General features: G+C 43.3%; 17 protein-coding genes. 9 read left to right on the plus strand and 8 right to left on the minus strand.

Going from position 1 to position 19,946, the window contains the following annotated elements; all coding sequences use genetic code 11:
• Nucleotides 1–116 precede the first annotated feature (116 nt).
• Genes betI through betA form a run of 3 tightly spaced genes read left to right on the plus strand, consistent with a single transcriptional unit; the run spans nucleotide 117 to nucleotide 3,920 of the window.
• On the plus strand, nucleotides 117–719 hold the full coding sequence (gene betI, locus PROVALCAL_RS02720) for a transcriptional regulator BetI (RefSeq protein ID WP_006662025.1): 603 nt from the start codon (nucleotides 117–119) through the stop codon (nucleotides 717–719).
• A gap of 21 nt (nucleotides 720–740) precedes the next feature.
• Complete coding sequence (betB, locus tag PROVALCAL_RS02725) at nucleotides 741–2,219, plus strand: betaine-aldehyde dehydrogenase (RefSeq protein WP_006657553.1); 1,479 nt, start codon at nucleotides 741–743, stop codon at nucleotides 2,217–2,219.
• 33 nt (nucleotides 2,220–2,252) lie between these two features.
• Nucleotides 2,253–3,920: a choline dehydrogenase gene (betA, locus tag PROVALCAL_RS02730; RefSeq protein ID WP_006657554.1), complete on the plus strand. Its 1,668-nt coding sequence runs from the start codon at nucleotides 2,253–2,255 to the stop codon at nucleotides 3,918–3,920.
• A 51-nt stretch (nucleotides 3,921–3,971) separates the two neighbouring features.
• Here betA and PROVALCAL_RS02735 read toward each other — a convergent pair whose 3' ends face one another.
• Nucleotides 3,972–4,316: a carboxymuconolactone decarboxylase family protein gene (locus PROVALCAL_RS02735; RefSeq protein ID WP_039861498.1), complete on the minus strand. Its 345-nt coding sequence runs from the start codon at nucleotides 4,314–4,316 to the stop codon at nucleotides 3,972–3,974.
• Nucleotides 4,317–4,675: 359 nt separating this feature from the next.
• The gene (gene cutA, locus PROVALCAL_RS02740; RefSeq protein ID WP_006657556.1) at nucleotides 4,676–5,023 is read right to left on the minus strand and encodes a divalent-cation tolerance protein CutA; all 348 of its coding nucleotides are present in this window, start codon (nucleotides 5,021–5,023) and stop codon (nucleotides 4,676–4,678) included.
• A gap of 701 nt (nucleotides 5,024–5,724) precedes the next feature.
• On the opposite strand from cutA, the gene PROVALCAL_RS02745 reads away from it, so the two are divergent.
• On the plus strand, nucleotides 5,725–7,197 hold the full coding sequence (locus tag PROVALCAL_RS02745) for an anion permease (RefSeq protein WP_006662021.1): 1,473 nt from the start codon (nucleotides 5,725–5,727) through the stop codon (nucleotides 7,195–7,197).
• A gap of 275 nt (nucleotides 7,198–7,472) precedes the next feature.
• A complete protein-coding gene (locus PROVALCAL_RS02750; protein ID WP_006657558.1) occupies nucleotides 7,473–7,793 on the plus strand; it encodes a hypothetical protein in 321 nt (106 codons plus the stop codon).
• A 74-nt stretch (nucleotides 7,794–7,867) separates the two neighbouring features.
• Here PROVALCAL_RS02750 and PROVALCAL_RS02755 read toward each other — a convergent pair whose 3' ends face one another.
• Nucleotides 7,868–8,959: an NADH:flavin oxidoreductase/NADH oxidase gene (locus tag PROVALCAL_RS02755; RefSeq protein ID WP_006657559.1), complete on the minus strand. Its 1,092-nt coding sequence runs from the start codon at nucleotides 8,957–8,959 to the stop codon at nucleotides 7,868–7,870.
• Between the two features lie 584 nt (nucleotides 8,960–9,543).
• Between PROVALCAL_RS02755 and PROVALCAL_RS02760 the strand changes: the two genes are divergently transcribed.
• The 4 genes from PROVALCAL_RS02760 to PROVALCAL_RS02775 all read left to right on the plus strand — a co-directional run bounded on the left by PROVALCAL_RS02760 (nucleotide 9,544) and on the right by PROVALCAL_RS02775 (nucleotide 14,103).
• Complete coding sequence (locus PROVALCAL_RS02760; protein ID WP_006657560.1) at nucleotides 9,544–10,860, plus strand: CitMHS family transporter; 1,317 nt, start codon at nucleotides 9,544–9,546, stop codon at nucleotides 10,858–10,860.
• Between the two features lie 361 nt (nucleotides 10,861–11,221).
• Complete coding sequence (locus PROVALCAL_RS02765) at nucleotides 11,222–12,043, plus strand: VanW family protein (protein ID WP_039861504.1); 822 nt, start codon at nucleotides 11,222–11,224, stop codon at nucleotides 12,041–12,043.
• A 219-nt stretch (nucleotides 12,044–12,262) separates the two neighbouring features.
• Nucleotides 12,263–12,973: an RNA ligase family protein gene (locus PROVALCAL_RS02770; protein ID WP_039861520.1), complete on the plus strand. Its 711-nt coding sequence runs from the start codon at nucleotides 12,263–12,265 to the stop codon at nucleotides 12,971–12,973.
• On the plus strand, nucleotides 12,970–14,103 hold the full coding sequence (locus PROVALCAL_RS02775) for an AAA family ATPase (RefSeq protein WP_006657563.1): 1,134 nt from the start codon (nucleotides 12,970–12,972) through the stop codon (nucleotides 14,101–14,103). The genes PROVALCAL_RS02770 and PROVALCAL_RS02775 overlap by 4 nt, the downstream gene beginning before the upstream one ends.
• Nucleotides 14,104–14,147: 44 nt before the next feature.
• Here PROVALCAL_RS02775 and PROVALCAL_RS02780 read toward each other — a convergent pair whose 3' ends face one another.
• The 5 genes from PROVALCAL_RS02780 to citF all read right to left on the minus strand — a co-directional run bounded on the left by PROVALCAL_RS02780 (nucleotide 14,148) and on the right by citF (nucleotide 19,943).
• Complete coding sequence (locus PROVALCAL_RS02780) at nucleotides 14,148–15,203, minus strand: 4-oxalomesaconate tautomerase (protein ID WP_006657564.1); 1,056 nt, start codon at nucleotides 15,201–15,203, stop codon at nucleotides 14,148–14,150.
• 84 nt (nucleotides 15,204–15,287) lie between these two features.
• Complete coding sequence (locus tag PROVALCAL_RS02785) at nucleotides 15,288–16,721, minus strand: anion permease (protein WP_006657565.1); 1,434 nt, start codon at nucleotides 16,719–16,721, stop codon at nucleotides 15,288–15,290.
• Between the two features lie 275 nt (nucleotides 16,722–16,996).
• On the minus strand, nucleotides 16,997–17,887 hold the full coding sequence (citG, locus tag PROVALCAL_RS02790) for a triphosphoribosyl-dephospho-CoA synthase CitG (protein ID WP_006657566.1): 891 nt from the start codon (nucleotides 17,885–17,887) through the stop codon (nucleotides 16,997–16,999).
• Nucleotides 17,868–18,413, minus strand: coding sequence for a citrate lyase holo-[acyl-carrier protein] synthase (gene citX / locus PROVALCAL_RS02795; RefSeq protein ID WP_006657567.1), 546 nt, complete (start codon nucleotides 18,411–18,413; stop codon nucleotides 17,868–17,870). Before citX ends, citG begins: the two co-directional genes overlap by 20 nt.
• 3 nt (nucleotides 18,414–18,416) lie before the next feature.
• Nucleotides 18,417–19,943 (minus strand): citrate lyase subunit alpha, encoded by a 1,527-nt coding sequence (gene citF, locus PROVALCAL_RS02800; protein ID WP_036979152.1) that lies wholly within the window; start codon nucleotides 19,941–19,943, stop codon nucleotides 18,417–18,419.
• Nucleotides 19,944–19,946: the final 3 nt, after the last annotated feature.

The following is a 19,946-nucleotide window of genomic DNA, read 5'->3' on the forward strand; positions in this document are numbered from 1 at the left end:
GTCTCCTTGAGTTATTTGTAAATCAATTGTTATAAATAATATTTAATATTGATTGAACATTCAATTAAAAAATTGTTTAATGAAGGCGTTCAATGATTTTATTAGGTTCTCATGCCATGCCGAAAATAGGCGTTCAATCGATTCGTAAACAGCAGTTAATTCAAGCCACTTTAGCGGTGATTAACGAAGTGGGAATGCAGGAAGCTAGCTTTGTCCTGATCGCCCGTAAAGCAGGTGTTTCCACCGGCATTATTAGTCACTATTTCCGTGATAAGAGCGGTTTATTAGAGGCGACAATGCGCCATATTCAGTATCAACTGGGTTTTGGTATCGCGATGCGATTAAGAATGTTGAGTGGTGAACATCCTAAGGCGCGTATTCAAGCGATTGTGGAAGGAAACTTTGATACAACCCAAATTAGCGAAGCCGCGATGAAAACGTGGTTGGCATTTTGGGCAAGCAGTATGCATCAGCCGAATCTTAACCGTTTACAGCAGGTCAATGACCGTCGTTTGTATTCTAACCTGAGTTATGAGTTTGGGCGTGTGTTGAATAAATCTGCCGCACGTCACGCAGCCAAAGGGCTAGCAGCCCTGATTGATGGCTTATGGTTGCGCAGCGCACTCAGCAATGGACCTTTTCCCGTTGAAGAAGCGTTAAGCATCACTAACGAATATATTGATATGCAATTGGCTCGCGCAGGAGAACATTCGACCTAATTATTTTTCAAAGGAGATACTATGCAGATTCCACCCATTCATAAGCTTTATATTCATGGCGGATATGTAGATAGTTCACAACCGGAATGTGGGCAGTTTGAATCGATAAACCCAGCCAATGGCGACGTAATTGCTCATTTGCAATCAGCAAGCCTAGACGACATTCACTGGGCGGTGGAGAGTGCAAAGCAGGGGCAAAAAATTTGGGCAGCAATGGCTGCGATGGAACGTTCGCGTATTTTGCGCCGCGCGGTAGATATTTTACGTGAGCGTAATGATGAACTCGCATACTTAGAAACCCTCGATACAGGGAAACCACTTTCAGAAACACGTTCAGTCGATATTGTCACAGGCGCAGATGTCCTCGAATACTATGCAGGTTTGATTCCTGCATTAGAAGGTCAGCAAATTCCATTACGTGAAACTTCATTTGCCTATACACGCCGCGAACCACTGGGGGTTGTCGCGGGTATTGGGGCATGGAATTATCCGATTCAAATCGCATTATGGAAATCCGCTCCAGCACTGGCGGCGGGTAACGCGATGATATTTAAACCGAGTGAAATGACTTCATTAACAGCGTTAAAGCTGGCGGAAATTTATACTGAAGCGGGTTTGCCCGCAGGGGTATTCAATGTGGTGACGGGGATGGGAAGCGAGGTTGGACAATGGCTTACCAAACATCCTGATATTGCTAAAATATCGTTTACTGGTGGGATCGCGACAGGGAAAAAAGTCATGTCTAATGCTTCTAGTTCAAGTCTTAAAGAAGTGACAATGGAGCTTGGCGGTAAATCACCATTAATTATTTTTGATGATGCGGATTTAGACAAAGCGGCTGATATTGCCATGATGGCGAACTTCTACAGTTCAGGGCAAGTGTGCACGAATGGAACGCGAGTATTTATTCCCGAACATTTGAAACCAGCATTTGAAACCAAAATTGCGGAACGTGTCGCACGTATACGCATTGGCTCCTCGATAGAGGAAAGTACCAACTTTGGTCCTTTAGTTAGCTTCAAGCATATGGAAAATGTGTTGCGTTATATTGAGATTGGCAAAACTGAAGGGGCGACAGTGTTGTGTGGTGGAGAACGCTTAACGATAGGTGAACTCGCCAATGGTGCGTATGTGGCACCGACGGTCTTTACTGACTGCACTGATGAAATGCAAATTACCCAAGAGGAAATCTTTGGTCCAGTGATGAGCATTCTTACTTACCGTACTGAAGAGGAAGTGATCGAAAGAGCGAATCACTCGATTTATGGTTTAGCAGCAGGATTAGTGACACAAGATCTTGCGCGAGCACACCGTGTTATTCACCAATTGGACGCTGGAATTTGCTGGATCAACACTTGGGGGGAATCCCCCGCACAAATGCCCGTCGGAGGTTATAAACACTCTGGTGTAGGGCGTGAAAATGGGCTTGTCACCTTACAAAATTATACTCAAATTAAATCCATTCAAGTAGAACTCGGAGAGTTTACCTCTATTTTTTAATAACTTAATTTGACTGAAACAGAGGAGATAACAATGGTCTATGACTACATTATTATCGGTGCTGGTTCAGCCGGTAACGTTCTTGCTACCCGCCTGACAGAAGATCCTGATGTTACTGTGCTGCTCCTTGAAGCAGGAGGACCGGACCACCGGTTCGACTTTCGCACGCAAATGCCAGCGGCATTAGCTTACCCTTTACAAGGGCGTCGCTATAACTGGGCTTATGAGACAGAGCCTGAACCCTATATGAACAATCGCCGCATGGAATGTGGGCGAGGAAAAGGGTTAGGTGGCTCTTCGCTAATAAATGGTATGTGCTACATTCGTGGAAATGCCATGGATTTTGATAGCTGGGCACAAGCTCCAGGGCTTGAAGATTGGGATTATGCGCACTGCTTGCCCTATTTTCGTAAAGCAGAAACCCGAGATATTGGTGCAAATGACTACCATGGTGACCAAGGTCCTGTGAGTGTGGCGACGCCTAAATCCACGAATAATGTTCTATTTCATGCCATGGTTGAAGCGGGGGTTCAAGCTGGTTATCCGCGAACTGATGATTTAAATGGTTATCAGCAAGAGGGGTTTGGTCCCATGGATCGTACAGTGACACCACAAGGGCGTCGTGCAAGTACAGCTCGGGGTTATTTGGACCAGACACGTAGCCGAAAAAACCTGACGATAGTCACTTATGCCACGACGGATACCATTGAATTTGAGGGTAAAAAAGCGATTGGCGTGAAATATTATCGAGGAAAACATCCACAAGAGCATGTGGTGAAAGCGCGTAAAGAAGTCTTGTTATGTGCAGGGGCAATTGCTTCTCCGCAAATTTTGCAGCGTTCTGGCGTGGGTCCTAAAGCAGTCTTAGACACATTGGCAATTTCACCGATTCATTATCTGGAAGGGGTTGGCGAGAACCTGCAAGACCATCTGGAAATGTACTTGCAATATGCATGTAAGCAGCCAGTCTCTTTGTATCCAGCACTGAAATGGTTTAATCAGCCAATGATTGGGGCAGAATGGTTATTTAAAGGAACAGGGATCGGCGCGAGCAACCAATTCGAAGCGGGAGGCTTTATCCGCAGTAGTGAAAAATTTGCTTGGCCAAATATCCAATTTCACTTCCTGCCAGTGGCGATTAACTACAATGGGAGCAACGCGGTGAATCAACATGGTTTTCAAGCCCATGTGGGATCGATGCGTTCACCAAGCCGTGGGAGGGTACAGATAAAATCCCGAGACCCACATCAACATCCTAGTATTTTGTTTAATTACATGTCTTGTGAACAGGATTGGGAAGAGTTTCGTGCGGCTATTCGTATCACCCGTGAAATTATGGCTCAGCCTGCCTTAGACCCCTATCGAGGCGAGGAAATCAGCCCGGGCAAGCACATCGTCACTGATGAGCAGTTAGATGCCTTTGTGCGAGAACGGGCTGAAACCGCATTTCACCCCTGTGGAACCTGTAAAATGGGCTTAGATGAGATGGCAGTTGTTGATGGTGAAGGGCGTGTGCACGGGCTGGAAAATTTGCGGGTGATTGATGCATCAATTATGCCGCTGATTATCACCGGCAACCTAAATGCGACGACGATTATGATAGCGGAAAAACTTGCCGATAAAATTCGTGGTCAAGAAGGGTTAACGCCAAGTTACGTACCTTACTATAAAGCCAATAATCAGCCGGCAAGAGTCTGTTAACTCGTTATTCATGGATGAGGATGAGCCTCATCCATGAATATATTCTCAGATTTAGAGCGTATTCGTAAATTCGTTATAAGCATTCCATGTCTGTATTGCATACATGAAAGAAGGACCTCCTCCCATTAAGATAGCAACGCCCAATGCTTCGGCAAGTTCCTGTTGTGTTACACCTAGGTCTACAAGGGCTTTTGTGTGGAAGGCAACACAGCCATCGCAGCGGCTTGCAACCGTGATGCCGATGGCAATGAGTTCTTTGGTTTTTGTATCGAGAGCGCCTTCCCTTGATGCGGTGGCAATTAAGCTGGAAAAATGCGCTATCACATCAGGGATACGTTGTCCTAGTTCGGGCATGGTTTTATGTGTGTTTTGGTTGATTTCAGTAAATTTTGACATGATTTCCCCTTTGATCATTATGTTACTTAATAATATATATTTTAATATAGTATTTGGGTGATATTGGGCAAGGTGAATATTCTAAATAAGACATAAAAAAGATTTACACCTTTTATTTTGCCAAGGTTAGTGTATTGAATTGAAATACTCATAATTGGATTGGGCGTATAAAATTTAACGCTAGTGGAAGTGGCGGGACAAAAAAATCCTCCAAATGAAGGAGGAAAATAAATATTAAGCGAGAATACTTATATAACACTAATTTCGTATTTACCAAAGCTGACCAGCTAATAAAAATGATCAAATTTTGCTATATGAAAAAAGAATATAAAAGTACACTAATATGGTAAGTATGAATATTAACGAACAGAATTAACTAGCCACTGCAAATAATTATCCTCAACTTGGCTAGGGTCTAATCTAATTAATTCAGGGATTTCATAGGGATGAATTTCTTTTATTGCATCAAATAGTGCCTGTTGATTACCAACAGTACTTTTTATCAGTAATAAAATTTCTTTATCTTCCGTCACATTTCCTTTCCACAAATAAACTGATGTCATTTCTGGTAGTAAAGAGACACAGGCCGCAATATGGCTATTTAAGAGATGTTGTGCAATTTTTATCGCGCTTTCTTGGCTATTCGTCGTACATAAAACGATGCATGGTTGTTGCATGCTCTTGTAATGAGTGTCGTTAAATGTCATTTTAATCTCCTTTATTTATAAAAAGCGTAATTAAATGAATCCTCAGATTCATTCTAGTTTAACTTCCCACAGGTTCGCGAAACTACAGACTGACGAAAATAAAAAATAGCGTGATTAGTGTGGAAGTGACTATTACTTACAATGATAATCTTATTAGGTAATGAATTGACGGTATATACGCCAGTTATCTATTTTTCCTAATAGCTTAAGATTTGAGATAAATAATTTTATTAGCCAAATAGATTATTCGATTTTAACCCATGCAGATAAACGAAAAAAATTCATTTACAAGGGGCTTTATTGCTATTTTTGATTAATTATGAGGAATTCGATTCAGCATTAATTTTTAGACGGATAAATATCAATAGTTATTGAATTTTTGTATATTAGTTGAGTATTTAGAAAATATTTTAATATTTAATAGCCTTAATCTGATGGATGAGTTAATTGTATTTTTATGCACAATTATTACTCGTTTTTTGTTCTGTATTGCATTTATAACTCCTATTAATAGTCTGTGGCTATTTGTGAGTTTTGATTACATTTTGTTACATAATGACTTGAAATTCATATGAAACTCAGTAACCAAATGATAACGATCAATATTTTCAAATGATTATTTGCTAACATCAATGCTAAGAATAAAAAATATACATTGCACTTTCTCTGTAATTCCATCTCAAAACTGTATGGATACCCTTATGAATAAACTGACTCCGTTAAAACCGATACCCACCTTAATTGCTGTCGCTATCACGTTAATTATCTGGTTTGCCATTCCTGTCCCAGAAGGCGTTAACCCTAATGCATGGCATTTATTAGCTCTATTTGTCGGAACAATCGCCGCCATTATTGGTAAAGCCTTACCGATTGGCGGAGTGTCAATCGTCGCAATTTCATTAGTTGCAGCGACCGGCGTAACGAATCCTGAATCCACGAAAGGCGCAATTGCGGATGCATTAAGTGGTTTTTCCAATGACCTTATTTGGTTGATTGGTATATCGATTATGGTTTCCATGAGTTTGAACAAAACAGGATTGGGAGCACGTATTGGTTATTACGTTATTTCACTTTTTGGTAAGAAAACGATCGGAATTGCCTACTCATTGGCAATTGCGGAAACAATCCTTGCACCTGTCACGCCAAGTAATACCGCGCGAGGTGGGGGTATTATTCACCCAATTATGCGTTCAATTTCAGACAGCTTTGGTTCTAAAGCGGATGATGGAACAGCAGGGAAAATAGGGCGTTATCTTTCTTTAGTAAACTACAATATCAACCCCATCACATCCGCGATGTTTATTACTGCAACTGCACCTAACCCATTGATTGTAAGTTTAATTGTCAGTGAAGCCGGAAAAGGTAATGAACTCACTTGGGGAATGTGGGCGATTGCGGCATTTGTGCCTGCGATAGTTTCTTTGATTTTAATGCCTCTGGTTATCTACTTTATGTATAAACCAGAAATTACGTCTACACCGGATGCACCTAATTTCGCGAAGGAGCGTTTACAACAACTAGGACCAATTTCATTGCCAGAAATGATCACGTTAGGGGTCTTCATTCTGTTATTAATGATGTGGGCCGGGGTACCTGAAATGCTGTTTGGTCCATCTTTCAGTGTTAATGCAACCACTGCTGCTTTTATTGGGTTGAGCGTATTGCTAGGGACTGGGGTCATTAACTGGGATGATGTCCTAAAAAATAAAGGGGCGTGGGATACCGTTGTATGGTTTGCTGCACTCGTAATGATGGCGAGCTTCTTAGGAAAATTAGGCTTGATCAAGTGGATGTCTATTACGGTAGGGAATTCTATCGATAGTATGGGCATTAGCTGGGTCTGGGGTACCTTAATTTTGGTACTCATTTATGTCTATTCTCACTATTTCTTCGCAAGCACGACTGCGCACATTACCGCTATGTTTGGTGCTTTCTTTGCTGCGGGTCTGGCATTAGGTGCACCGCCAATGCTGCTCGGTTTAACCTTAGCATTCTCGTCTTCTTTAATGATGTCGTTAACACACTACGGTACAGGGACAGCGCCGATTATTTTCGGTTCAGGCTATGCGACGTTAGGTGAGTGGTGGAAAGCGGGCTTTGTCATGAGTGTTGTTAACTTAATTATTTGGATAAGTTTAGGCAGTATTTGGTGGAAATTCCTAGGTTATTGGTAATTCCATTGAATTTTGATTAAAAATATCCATTAGCAAAAAGCCGGAATTATCTTCCGGCTTTTTTGTCCTCTCTCGACAACGCTTGAAATTATATTTTATCTCTCAGTAAATCATAAAATTTAAACCTTAAATTAGTGAAATCATTGATATTAATTTTTGCGTTAAATATTTAATTGACACAAGCTTTTTCATATTAAAGCAGCTATGATTAATAGTAAGGTATGTTGTAGGGTTTTAATGTTAATCCGATATAGACAAAGATAAATAGGTTAAAAATGAAAAAGACAGCATTAGTATTGGGTATGGCGGGTATGATGGCATTGTTGTCAGCGTGTTCAGACGAGAAAAAAGAAATTGCAGAGTATCGCTCTGAGTTCGTGAACAGTTGTGTGAAAGCGTCGGGTGAATCTGATGCGGAAACTGCACAAGCTATCAGCGCAATCTGTGGCTGTGCTTATGACAAAACTGTTGAAAAATATGGTTTGAAAGAATTTAAACGTTTAGACAGCGAGCTGCAAAAATCACCTGCGGCTGCGCCTGAATTCCAACAAACTATGATTTCATTTGTTCAAGAATGTGCGACTAACGCGCGTTAATTGATTCTCTTTAATCATGAAATAAGACCACGGTGGTGAAAACTTCCGTGGTCTTATTATTTTTAAGTCAGCGCTTATTTAAATAGCTGCTTAAACTGGTGCGGTGCGCAACGTAAATATTGTGGCGCGACTGAAATTTGTTCATTAAGCACGCTGGCAGCACGCCATGGCCAACGAGGCTCATACAAAATTCCTCGACCAATGGCAATAAAGTCTGCTTGCCCAGTAGCAATAATCGCTTCTGCTTGATGTGGCTCCGTGATCAAACCCACCGCAATGACTGGCATGTCGGTATGCTCATGAATCGCTTGTGCGAGTGGTACTTGATAGTTTGGACTTACCGGAATTTGCTGCTTATCTGATAATCCACCTGACGAAACGTGAATATAATCACAGCCAAATTCTTCTAATATTTCAGTCAGTTTAATCGATTGAGGAAGATCCCAGCCACCCTCAACCCAATCTGTTGCTGAAATACGAATGCCTACGGCGATGTGCGGACTGACTGCTGCACGTATTTCACGAAAAACATCCACTAAAAAGCGAGTACGGTTAGCAAAACTACCGCCATATTCATCTTGTCGCTGGTTAGCAATAGGCGATAAGAATTCATGCAATAAATAGCCATGGGCAGCATGAATTTCGATTAACTCAAAGCCTGCTTGCTCGGCACGTTTAGCTGAATCCACGAATTGTTGAGTGATTTCGTGGATTTCATCTACGGTTAGTGCTTTGGGTGGGTAACTATCGCCGAACGCAAGGGCAGATGGTGCAACAGTTTGCCAACCATACTCATGGTCGGGGGCTAAATTTTGGCCGCCTTCCCATGGAAGCGCACAGGCTGCTTTTCTGCCTGCATGAGCAATTTGAATACCAAATTTAGCATTAGCAAAGGTTTTAATATTCGTTAGCAGGGTCTTAAATTCCCGCATTTGTTGTTCATTCCACAGACCTAAATCTTTGTACGTAATCCGACCTGAAGGAGTCACGGCACTGGCTTCAACGATCACCAATGAGGCACCGGATAAGGCTAGGTTCATATAATGTGCCTGATGCCAAGGGCTGATTAGCCCATCATGTGCAGAATATTGGCACATAGGTGGGACAACAATACGGTTAGCAAGTTGAACTTGACCTAGATTTGCAGGTGAAAATAGGTAACTCATTCTTCTTTCCTTATAACAGTGCTTAAGATAATTCTGACAGTATACAAAAAAAGATTGTTGATTCTTGTGATAAAACGGCAAATTTAGTTATTCGATAATTTTTTTTCGTTATAAGAGAGAGCAAAAAGCAATAAAACAGAGGAAATTTTGAGAGAAAGAATAAAAAGCATAAATATCTACTTGCAATTTTTTATTAATAGACAAAGAAAATAAATCAGTGAAGACATTTAAATGAGGGTGATTATCGCAAGTCGTGATAAATACGCCTTTATCCCTCGGTGTCTACCCTAACTTAATGATAAATAAAGATTGATTGATTTAATTGTGCTTTATGGTTTTTATGGTGTTAATAGATTTTCTCGCTGGATTTTTATTTTATTAAGTGATTTTTATTAACGCTAAATCGATATTATCCCAGCAAAAACACAATTTTCATCTTGCAACCTAAATAAGAGATTTATATAAGCAATAAAACACCCAATGTGGAGATGAAAATAAAATTACAGCGGTAGAGAGTTCAGCTCGTTTATTTTCAGCAACGTGTATTAGCCTGTGAAAATATAATTCTAAAAAGGACGGTAAATGTGTTAACGATTATTGGTATTTTAATCATTGTGACAATCGTCACTTTACTTATGATGGGCAAAGCTAGCCCAATTATTGCAATGTCGTGTATTCCTTTTATTGGAGCCCTGTTAGCGGGATATTCTATTGGTGAAATATCCGTCTTCTTTGAAAGTGGCATTAATAAAGTCGCTAAAGTGGCAGCTATGTTCTTATTTGCCATTTTATTCTTCAGTTTAATGAAAGATCTGCATATTTTTGACCCGCTGATCCGCATGATGGTCAAAATGACTCGTGGTAATGTGATTATCGTCTGTATCATGACTACACTAATCGCGGGGGTAGTGCACTTAGATGGCTCTGGCGCCGCCACATTTTTAATTATTATTCCTGCATTATTACCGCTGTATCGGCAATTAGGGATGAGTCCATACCTAATGTTACTGCTGATGTGTGCAAGTATGGGGATCATGAATATGGTGCCGTGGGGCGGACCATTAGGCCGTGCGTCAGCGGTAACAGGCATTGATGCTTCTACACTATGGCAAGGTTTAATTCCTGTGCAATTGATTGGTATGGGTGGCGCAGTGGTATTTGCCATCATTATGGGAATGCGTGAAAAGCGTCGTATTGCAACGGCTGCGTTAAATGGCACTACGCCGTATCAAATGGATTCACTGTTAGGTGAGAGTGAGCAAATCGTAGATGTGGCTGATACTGTCCATAAACCTAAAAAGCCATTAATTAATGGTGGATTGATTGTCGGGGCGATTATTTGTTTAGCATTCGGGCTACTTTCAGCACCATATGTGTTTATGATTGCGCTTTCTTTAGCATTATTAATTAACTATCCCAACCCCAAAGAGCAGATGAAGGTGCTTTCCCTACATGCACCTCAGGCGTTAGGTATGGTGGCAATTATTCTTGCCGCTGGGGCATTTTTAGGTATTTTATCTGATGGTGGAATGTTGAAATCCATTGCGATGGATCTGACATCAATTCTGCCAACGGAATGGGTATCAAAAATTCATATTTTTGTGGGTATTCTTGGCGTTCCGATGGATATCTTCACCAGCACTGACGCTTACTATTTTGCACTGTTACCCATTATTCAGCAGATTGCAGCGACCGCAGGCGTTGACCCATCCGCGGTGGTGTATGCCATGGCAATCGGTAATAACGCGGGTACGTTCGTGAGCCCATTCTCGCCAGCTGCGTGGTTGGCAATGGGGTTAGCCGGTATTGATATGGGTCGCCATTTGCGTTATTCGTTCGGATGGATTTGGGTGTTCAGTTTTTTCACGCTAGCCGTCGGGGCGGTTCTTGGATTGTATTAATCGCTCGTCGTCTTTTGTGCTGTAGCGGTGTTGGCTTCGCTTACTAACCCTAGTCACATACTTATGTATGCTCCTAGGGATTAGCTGCACTTGCCGCCTTGCTACAGCACAAAATCCATAGAGCCATAGTTTGGGAGTATTAGGTCAAAAGCGACAAATAAAACCAATGTTTGGGGAAGCTAAGGAAAAACCTAAAATCTGAAGTCTGAAATCTGGAAAGATAGAAGATAGGGAAAATAAGCAGAAAGCGGTGAGAGAAAATAGTGGCTAAGTGGAACATGGATTATCGGACTGTGACTATATTGATGATGAGGTAATTATGTGAATATTCCTTTTTTATCTAACATCGATAAGGCTCGACATGCGCAGACCACTTTCTTCCTACCATCCTATTTTGTATTGGCTGCGCGTGAATCAAAAACGACTACTTAGACGCTGGCATTGGGCATTTTCTGGGCGAAAATATACCCGCAATGTTGCGGAGCAGCCACTGGAATATCGTTACCATAAACACACATCACGGCTGATCCGCAAATTGGGGCAATCAGACCTTCGGCTACAACATAACAAAGTGATTAACCTCGGGATTGCAGTTGGAACAATGAACGGCGTCACCATCGCACCGGGAGAATATTTTTCGTTTTGCCGCTTGGTGGGTAAGCCTACGGCTAAACGTGGTTTTGTGGAAGGAATGGAGCTTTCCTATGGCGAGGCTCGCAGCGGTATTGGTGGCGGAATTTGCCAATTGAGCAATTTAATCCACTGGATGGCACTGCACTCACCGCTACAAGTGGTGGAACGAGCAAACCACAGCTTTGACCCTTTTCCGGATGACGGGCGGGTACTGTCATTTGGTTCAGGCGCTGCTATTTTTTACAACTATATCGACCTTGTTTTGTATAACCCAACGCAAGCGACGTTTCAGCTGGTTTTTAAAATAGGTGAGCACCAAATTGAAGGGGAACTATTGTGTTCTTCGCCACGAGAACATAAATATCATATTTACCAACAAAATCATCAGTTTGTTCGGGAGCATGGCGTCATTTATCGCCATAATGAAATTTGGCAGCAAATCACGACGAAAGGGCAAGAGCCGCTCACACTTAGCGACCGCTGTTTGTACCGCAATAAAGTGGTGGTGAAATATCCACTGGATGAATCTCAATTGAGTGATGTGGGTTAATACGAGCATAATTAGGAATATGTTACTGGCTTTTACCTAATTAGTTCGTTTAGAATCCCCGCAACTAAGTTATTTCTTGCTGTTTTTCTGATAAAACACCCAAAATGAGGCCGTCTCGCGGACTAGATATGTAATACCAACACTTGATTTCTCAATTAGCGCAGAGGCAAATCTTGTACAAGATTTGTTGTGTTTTGTTATTTCTGTAGAGAAAGCATGATGAATATGCAATCAAGGAAGTATGGTAGAACGTATCACTATCCGTTCTCACCGGGCACCACCAGCGACGATCGTATTAATAGCGATTGGTGGGCGCACATCCAAAATATTGAACAACTGGTTCATACTGAAAAACTCGATGGTGAAAATAATTGCTTGAATCGTCACGGTGTATTTGCTCGTTCCCATGGTGCTCCGACACAATCGGCATGGACGCAGCAAATTCGTCAGCGTTGGCAATTAATTAAAGATGATTTGGGCGATATCGAATTGTTTGGTGAAAATCTGTATGCAGTGCATTCCATCGAATATCAACATATCGAAGATTATTTTTATGTGTTTGCGGTGCGCCAAGGGGACTATTGGCTAAGTTGGGATGAGGTGAAGTTTTACGCTTCTCTGTTTGATTTTCCGACTGTACCAGAGCTTCATTTGAATATCGACAACACCCTCACTGCCCAACAATACCGCAGTGGGTTAATCGCCGCGGCAGGGGAAGATAGCCAATTTATTGCACAGGACACCCACACTGGAAAACCGTGCAGTATGGAAGGCATTGTCACGCGCAATCGCCAAGGCTTTGCCGTGGATGATTTTATGCAGCACGTTTTTAAATATGTGCGTAAAAATCATGTGAAAACCGATATTCACTGGAAACGTAATTGGCAGCGTGCAAAATTGGCGTTTGAGATGCAAGGTGGTGACCAATGAGTTGGCAACTGACAAAACAACGGGAATGGTCACAACTTGCTGATCAGTTTGAATTTGTGCGCGATATGCATGGCGTCCCTCAAGATGCACAGCACCATGCGGAAGGGGATGTGGCTATCCATACCAAAATGGTATTAGCCGCGCTGGAAGACTTGCCGGAATATCAGCAATTGCCTGAAGCGCAACAGCAAATTGTCTGGACAGCGGCGCTCTTACACGATGTGGAAAAGCGCAGTACCACCCGAGAAGAAGAAGGGCGCATTCGTTCACCGGGGCATGCCAAAAAAGGCGAGCTATCTGCGCGGAATATCCTATTTCGCGAAGTGGAAACACCTTTTGCGATTCGCGAACAAATAGCGGCATTAGTCCGTTTTCATGGCTTGCCGCTTTGGTTAATGGATAAGCCCGATCCGGAACGTGCACTGTACGCTGCATCATTACGGGTCGAAATGTCCTTGTTGTGTATGTTAGCCAAAGCAGATGCTATCGGGCGCGAATGTGAAGATAAAGCTGACTTACTGGCACGCATTGAGCTGTTTGAACTCTTTTGCCGCGAGCATCATTGTTGGGATAAACCCAAAGAATTTGCCTCATTGGCAGGGCGTTTTCACTATTTCCACACACAGCGTGGTACACCGGATTACCAGCCTTTTGATGACGATGGTAGTGAGGTGATTATGTTGTGCGGTCTGCCGGGAATGGGAAAGGACCATTTTATTCAACAGCATTATCCACAGACGCCGATGGTCTGCCTTGATGAAATTCGTCGAGTCCATAAAATCAGTCCGGCCGATAAAAATGCCCAAGGTTGGGTGGCTCAGCAAGCTAAAGAGCAGGCGAAGGTTTATTTACGTCGTAAGCAGGATTTTATCTGGAATGCGACCTCGCTCAGTGCGTCACTGCGTGAAAGTATGATCAGCCTGTTTGCCCGTTACCAAGCGAAGGTGCATTTGATTTATTTGGAAGTGCCGTATAAGCAGTGGCAGCAACAAAATCGTCAACGCAAATATGCCGTACCCGAGAATGTAATGGAAAGAATGGCGGGGAAGTTGGAGATCCCAACCCCTGATGAAGCTCATCAGGTTTCCTATTATATTAATGGTGGATTTGTGAATGTGTTTGTGAAGTGATTTTAATATCCTGCCTCTATGATAGAGGCAGGCACCTGTATCCATTAAGGCACAAAGACCTTTCCTTCAAATAATTTTCTTGCAGTACGAATAATCGAAGCTTGAATTCCTTCTGGTTTATCCGTCGGGTTGGTTAATGCCACCTCAAATTTGCCACTTAAATGCTCAATGGCAATTTGCTGCATATTAACTCTCCCTTGAAGGTAACGCTCAATAACTGTCCCTGAAATCATGCAACCCGTGGCAATCGCAATTGCCCCAGTGACGGCTAGTGCACCGTGACATTTATGAGGCATAAAGTAACGCACATTAATGGTGCCGCCATGAATTGCAGGGGAAACTAAAATGGGTTTTGGGATCACTTTTTTACTGACGTCACCTAAGCCCATCATCTCGCCCGCTTGCCGGCGAAGATGCTCCAGTTTTTGCATAAACTCACTATCGCTTTCAAGTTGTTCGGCAGTTTCATACCCCGTTTTGTTTAACTGAGGAGCATCTATCAGGATCACGGGGGTCGCCATATCAAGGCAGGTGACTTCAACACCATCAATAATATCGATGACGTTACCCGTCGGAAATAATTTCCCTGTTTTGGTCCCGCTCGCGTTTAGAAATGTTAACCCAACAGGTGCAGCATGACCGGGAACACCTGCAATCGTCGCATTGCCATCGTATTCCACTTGTCCGTTAGGTGTTTGGATGGTGGCATTAATAAACGTATTGGTATTCACATTACGTACTCTGACGGTGGTCACATCGCCGGTAATGGGAACTAACCCTTTTTCGAGAGAAAATGAGCCTACCGCACACAAAATATTTCCACAATTTGGCGCAGTATCGACAATTTTTTCGGTGATGGCGACTTGAGCAAAAAGATAGTCAACATCGGCATTAGGGTGGGTTGAGGGACTGATGATGGCGACTTTACTGGCTTGTGGACTACCACCGCCAATGCCATCAATTTGTAGCGGATGACCGGAGCCCATAATGGCTAAAATCAATGCATCACGTTGTTGAATATCGGTTGGGAGATCATCAGCGAGTAAAAAGACGCCTTTTGATGTGCCACCCCGCATTAATACACAAGGAATCTGTTTCATGACACTTCCTATTAGAACGCATTGCTCGTAAGAAAAATGGAGTGCGGCTTATTGCACTCCATCTGTGTTATTAGGTAAGGGCGATTAGATTAAGCCCATATTGATCAGAATTTCCCACCAACCTAAACCGATAGTCATGTGAACTAATAAGCTTAAGAATGCGATAATCCCACCAATGATCCACCAAGAACGAATGTCGTTGTACCCTGCACCGAAGACGATTGGAGCTGCCGCGCCTCCGTAATGGGTTAAGCTGCCACCGTAAGCGTTAGAGAACAGTAGACCCAGAGCTAACAACATCGGTGGTGCACCTGCAACCATACCGACAGTTGCGAAAACAGGAACCATTGCGGCGACATAGGCACCACCAGAAGCGAACAAGTAACGAATCGCGACACTGATAAACATGATGACAAAGAACGCTAACATCGCTTGGTCACCGAAGGAGAGATATTCGCTCATCACATCTGCTAACCATTTGAAGAAGCCCGCTTTGGTCAGTACGCCGGACATCCCGATAATACCACCGTACCAAATCAGGGTGTTCCAGCCGCCTTTGTTCTTCAGTACATCGTCCCAAGTTACTACACCGAGAATCAGCGTTAATGCCATAACCGCGATGGCGACACTTGAAGCGCTCACACCGATTTTATCTGCAAATATCCAGCCGGATAACGCCAGTACAAAGATAATGCTGAGCAGTTTTTCACGCACGGTCATTGGACCTAAATCTGCTAACCCTTTTGCTGCGATCTCTTTGTTATTCACCTTTTTTAGCTCAGGTGGATACAGTTTGTAGATAATCAGCGGAGTCAAGATCAACATGATTAAGCCAGGTACAGCAGCGGCTAATGCCCAGCCACCCCAACTTAAATGGATACCCATAATGTCGGTCATCATCGCTAATGCCAGCGCGTTTGGTGCCATTGCAGTTAAGAACATATAGCTGGTGGTTTTTGTCACCATGTATACGTTTACCAGCAAATAGTGACCGGCTTTACGTGGGCTTTTTTCAGGATCAGAGCCTAGCGCTACCGCCACACTGTTGATGATAGGAAACACAATTCCACCCGCACGGGCGGTATTTGATGGAGTTGCAGGGGCGATGATCAGGTCGAGAAGTGCCGTCACATAACCCAGTCCTAGGGTGGTGCCCCCTAATTTCCCTATTAGGATATAAGATAGGCGCTTACCAAGACCGGTTATCACGAATGCGGCACTCAAGGTGAACGCGGCGAATACTAGCCATGTTGTCCCTGAAGAGTAGCCACTGAGCACTTCACCAACTTTCACGTCTTTTGTACCCGTAACACCGATAATGACCGCACTGGCTGCAATGGTCGCTAACAAGATCACGGGCTCGGAATAAGGTTTTAATACCAGCCCCACAATGGCGGCAAGGTATAAACCAAATAATAGCCATGCAATACTCGGTAGCCCGGCGGGCGTCGGTATTAAGGCTATGATTATAGGAATAGCTATAAGAACTAATAGCTTCCATATTTTATCTTTTTGCATAGGCTAATCCTTCAAGAATATAAACTTTCAATTTTTTTAAATCACATAAAACGAATATCTAAAATGTGTGAAAACCTATTTCTGGATATAGCGGTATCTTGAATAGTGTTATTTTTTTAATAAAACTATTGGCGACCGTATATTTGCAGAAACGTTGTTAATTATTGAAAATGCAAAATTAGGTTGTATTTAAAAATTATTTTCTCTGGTTTTAATGAATAATTTTTTGTGATGTTGGTTCCTTTGTTAATGAGTATTTAAATTGTTTTTATTTATTAAGCTAAATAAACATCAGAAGGTAATCGCGCAAAAAACCACGTTAGAATCAACAAATCTGCGCTGCCACCTGGGCTTAGATTTTTTTCAATACATTGATGATCAAATTGTTGGACTTTATCTAAATCTTTTTCGTCATGAAGACCTTGATGTAACAGGCGATTTGCTTGCTGCTTTATCCAGCAGAGCCCCTTGATACCTCCACGATTGGCGATGTTGGTATCGTCATTGAGGCTCATCAGCAAAATTAGCGTATCGAGTAGGGCGATATCGGCCTGTTTACCATCAGCTAGCTGTTTCAAATAATGGGGCAGAGCATGGATTATCACCAATTGATAACCTTGTTCTGCTTCACCTCGGGCACCTGTGAATCCATACTCTTGGAATAAACGTTGTCCCGCTGTTGGGTGTTCTGCGGGCTGTTGCAGCTCAGTGGTTAATCCTTGGCACATGTTAGAAATGACTTGGCTGATTGCATTGGGCGTAATTCGCTGCTGTAACCCTAATAAACGACCGATCGCCGTGAGCACTAAGCCTAAGGAAAAAATAGAGCCTTTATGAGTATTCACGCCCTGAGTGGCATGAAACATCGCTTTTTCACAATCGATACCGATGCCGCGAATTTGACCTAGAAGCTGGCTAATCGGCAATTGGCAGTATTGGTGACCTGCCTGTAAAAAGAGCGGAAAGAATTTGGCAATCGCGTTGGCACTTAAATGAAAATCAGTTAGTGCCATATCTTTATGTGCACCCGTATTATATTTATCTACTAAACCTGGTTTTGGCGTTAAGTTCACTTCCGCTAGCATGGCTTGCCAAGCCAGTTGGCTGTAGTGATTAACGACGTCATCATTTAACGTAGTTTGTTGATCAATGAGTTGCTGGAACATAGGCTAACTCCTTAATACGGTGCAAAATTTCATCAAGAGAGTGGCTGCGCTGGCGTGCGCACACTTTGGCTTCATTGTCACAAATTAAGCAGCGTCGAGTGGGTAAATTAAATTGGCTGCGGGAATACAACACACCGTTTTTATCAAAAACATCAAAGTCCCAGAGTCGACCGACAGGGGATAATTCTTCCGCATCCATTAAGGCTTTTTTGACCTCAATGGCGTCAGCCTCTACAGCGACTAAGCATTCCGGTCCCGTCACGAGAGGGAATGATTGTTGTGATAAAAGTACCCACTGCCTGCATGAAGCAACTTGCTTAAGCGCATTTAAGCCTTGATTAAAAATGTCTCTGACCAGTTGACTGTCTTTAACTGGACCCGGAAAAACGACAGTAAATGAAATCAAGGTTACCTGATGGAGACCAATCCACTCTTGCTGACGAGCCTGACGGGCATCACGGCTCGCCAGCAAGTCAGGTAAGGAAATTTCAAATTGCTCTTGGGTATCAGGCAGTGGGTAAAACATGTTCTACTCCTTCACTTGATGCACAACATCAATCACAGAACCGTCACGATAGCGCACAACCGCCACGACTTTATCGGTAAATTCGATCGGATTTGGCGTACCCGTTAAGAGCTGGGCGCGTTCACGTAACCATTGGATAGACACGGTTTTGATGCCTTGGCTTTCCAGTTGTTGCTTCAACTCTGGGCGAGCAGGGTTGACGGCAATACCGTGGTCGGTGACCAAAATATCGACACTGGAGCCCGGAGTGACGCAAGTGAGAACCTCATCCACTAATGTTGGGATGCGACCACGAACTAATGGAGCGACAATAATGGATAATTTTGCGGCAACGGCGGTATCACTGTGCCCGCCTGATGCCCCGCGGATCACACCATCGGAGCCAGTTAACACATTGACATTAAAACGTGTATCTATCTCTAATGCGCTGAGTACGACGACATCCAGCATATCCACAGAGGCACCTTTAGAATCGTAACAGGCGTACTGGTTAGCACTGATTTCAATGTGGTTTGGGTTACGCGCGAGAGACTCTGCGGCGGCTCGGTCAAAGCTTTGTACATCAAGGAGTTTTTTGATTAAGCCTTTTTCATGCAGATCCACGATGGTCGATGTGATCCCACCTAACGCAAAACCAGCATGGATATGGTGGCGACGCATTTTGTCTTCGAGGAAGCGAGTCACTGCGAGAGAAGCCCCACCAGTCCCTGTTTGCAGTGAAAAGCCTTCCTTGAAGAAACCTGATTTTTCAATCACATCTGCGGCTGTGCGGGCAATCAGTAGCTCACGAGGATTGGATGTCATACGGGTTGCATCGGCGCCTATTTTGTCGGCATCGCCGACACGTTTGACTTTGACGATATAGTCCACTTCATCCTGTTTGATACTCGATGGGTTGTGTGGATAAGGGAGAAATTCTTCTGTTAGCATGACGACTTTCTTGGCCGTTTCCGCATCGATTTTGGCGTAGCCGAGTGAGCCACAACTCGCATTTCCTGTGTAGCCGTTGGCATTACCATATTCGTCGCATGAAGGTACACCGATAAAGGCGACATCGATTTTTAATTCACCGCTATGAACTAGATTGGCACGTCCACCATGGGAGTGAACTTGTACGGGTTCCGCTAATTCTCCGCGAGAAATGGCTTCGGCTAATGGACCGCGTAATCCAGAAGTATAAATTTTGGTGACGACACCATGGCGAATATGTTCGACTAAAGGGGAATGGCAAGCACTGAGCGAGCTGGATGCCAGTGTCAGGTTGCGAAATCCCATTTCTGCAATCACTTGCATCACCATGTTGATGGTCAAGTCACCGCCACGGAAAGCGTGGTGGAAAGAGATGGTCATGCCATCTTTTAGTCCAGAGCGGCGAATGGCGACTTGCAGGTCATCGCACAGTTTGCGGTTACGTGGTTTTTGAACTTGCTGCTGAACTTTGCCGATATCTTTGAATTCGCGCAGTAATTCATCATGTTTAGGTGCTAAGTAGGCTGATACGCGAGCCTGACGCAATGTATTGGTTGTCATAAT

Origin of the sequence: Providencia alcalifaciens DSM 30120 (assembly GCF_000173415.1) — a bacterium.
In the GTDB taxonomy this organism is placed as follows: domain Bacteria; phylum Pseudomonadota; class Gammaproteobacteria; order Enterobacterales; family Enterobacteriaceae; genus Providencia; species Providencia alcalifaciens.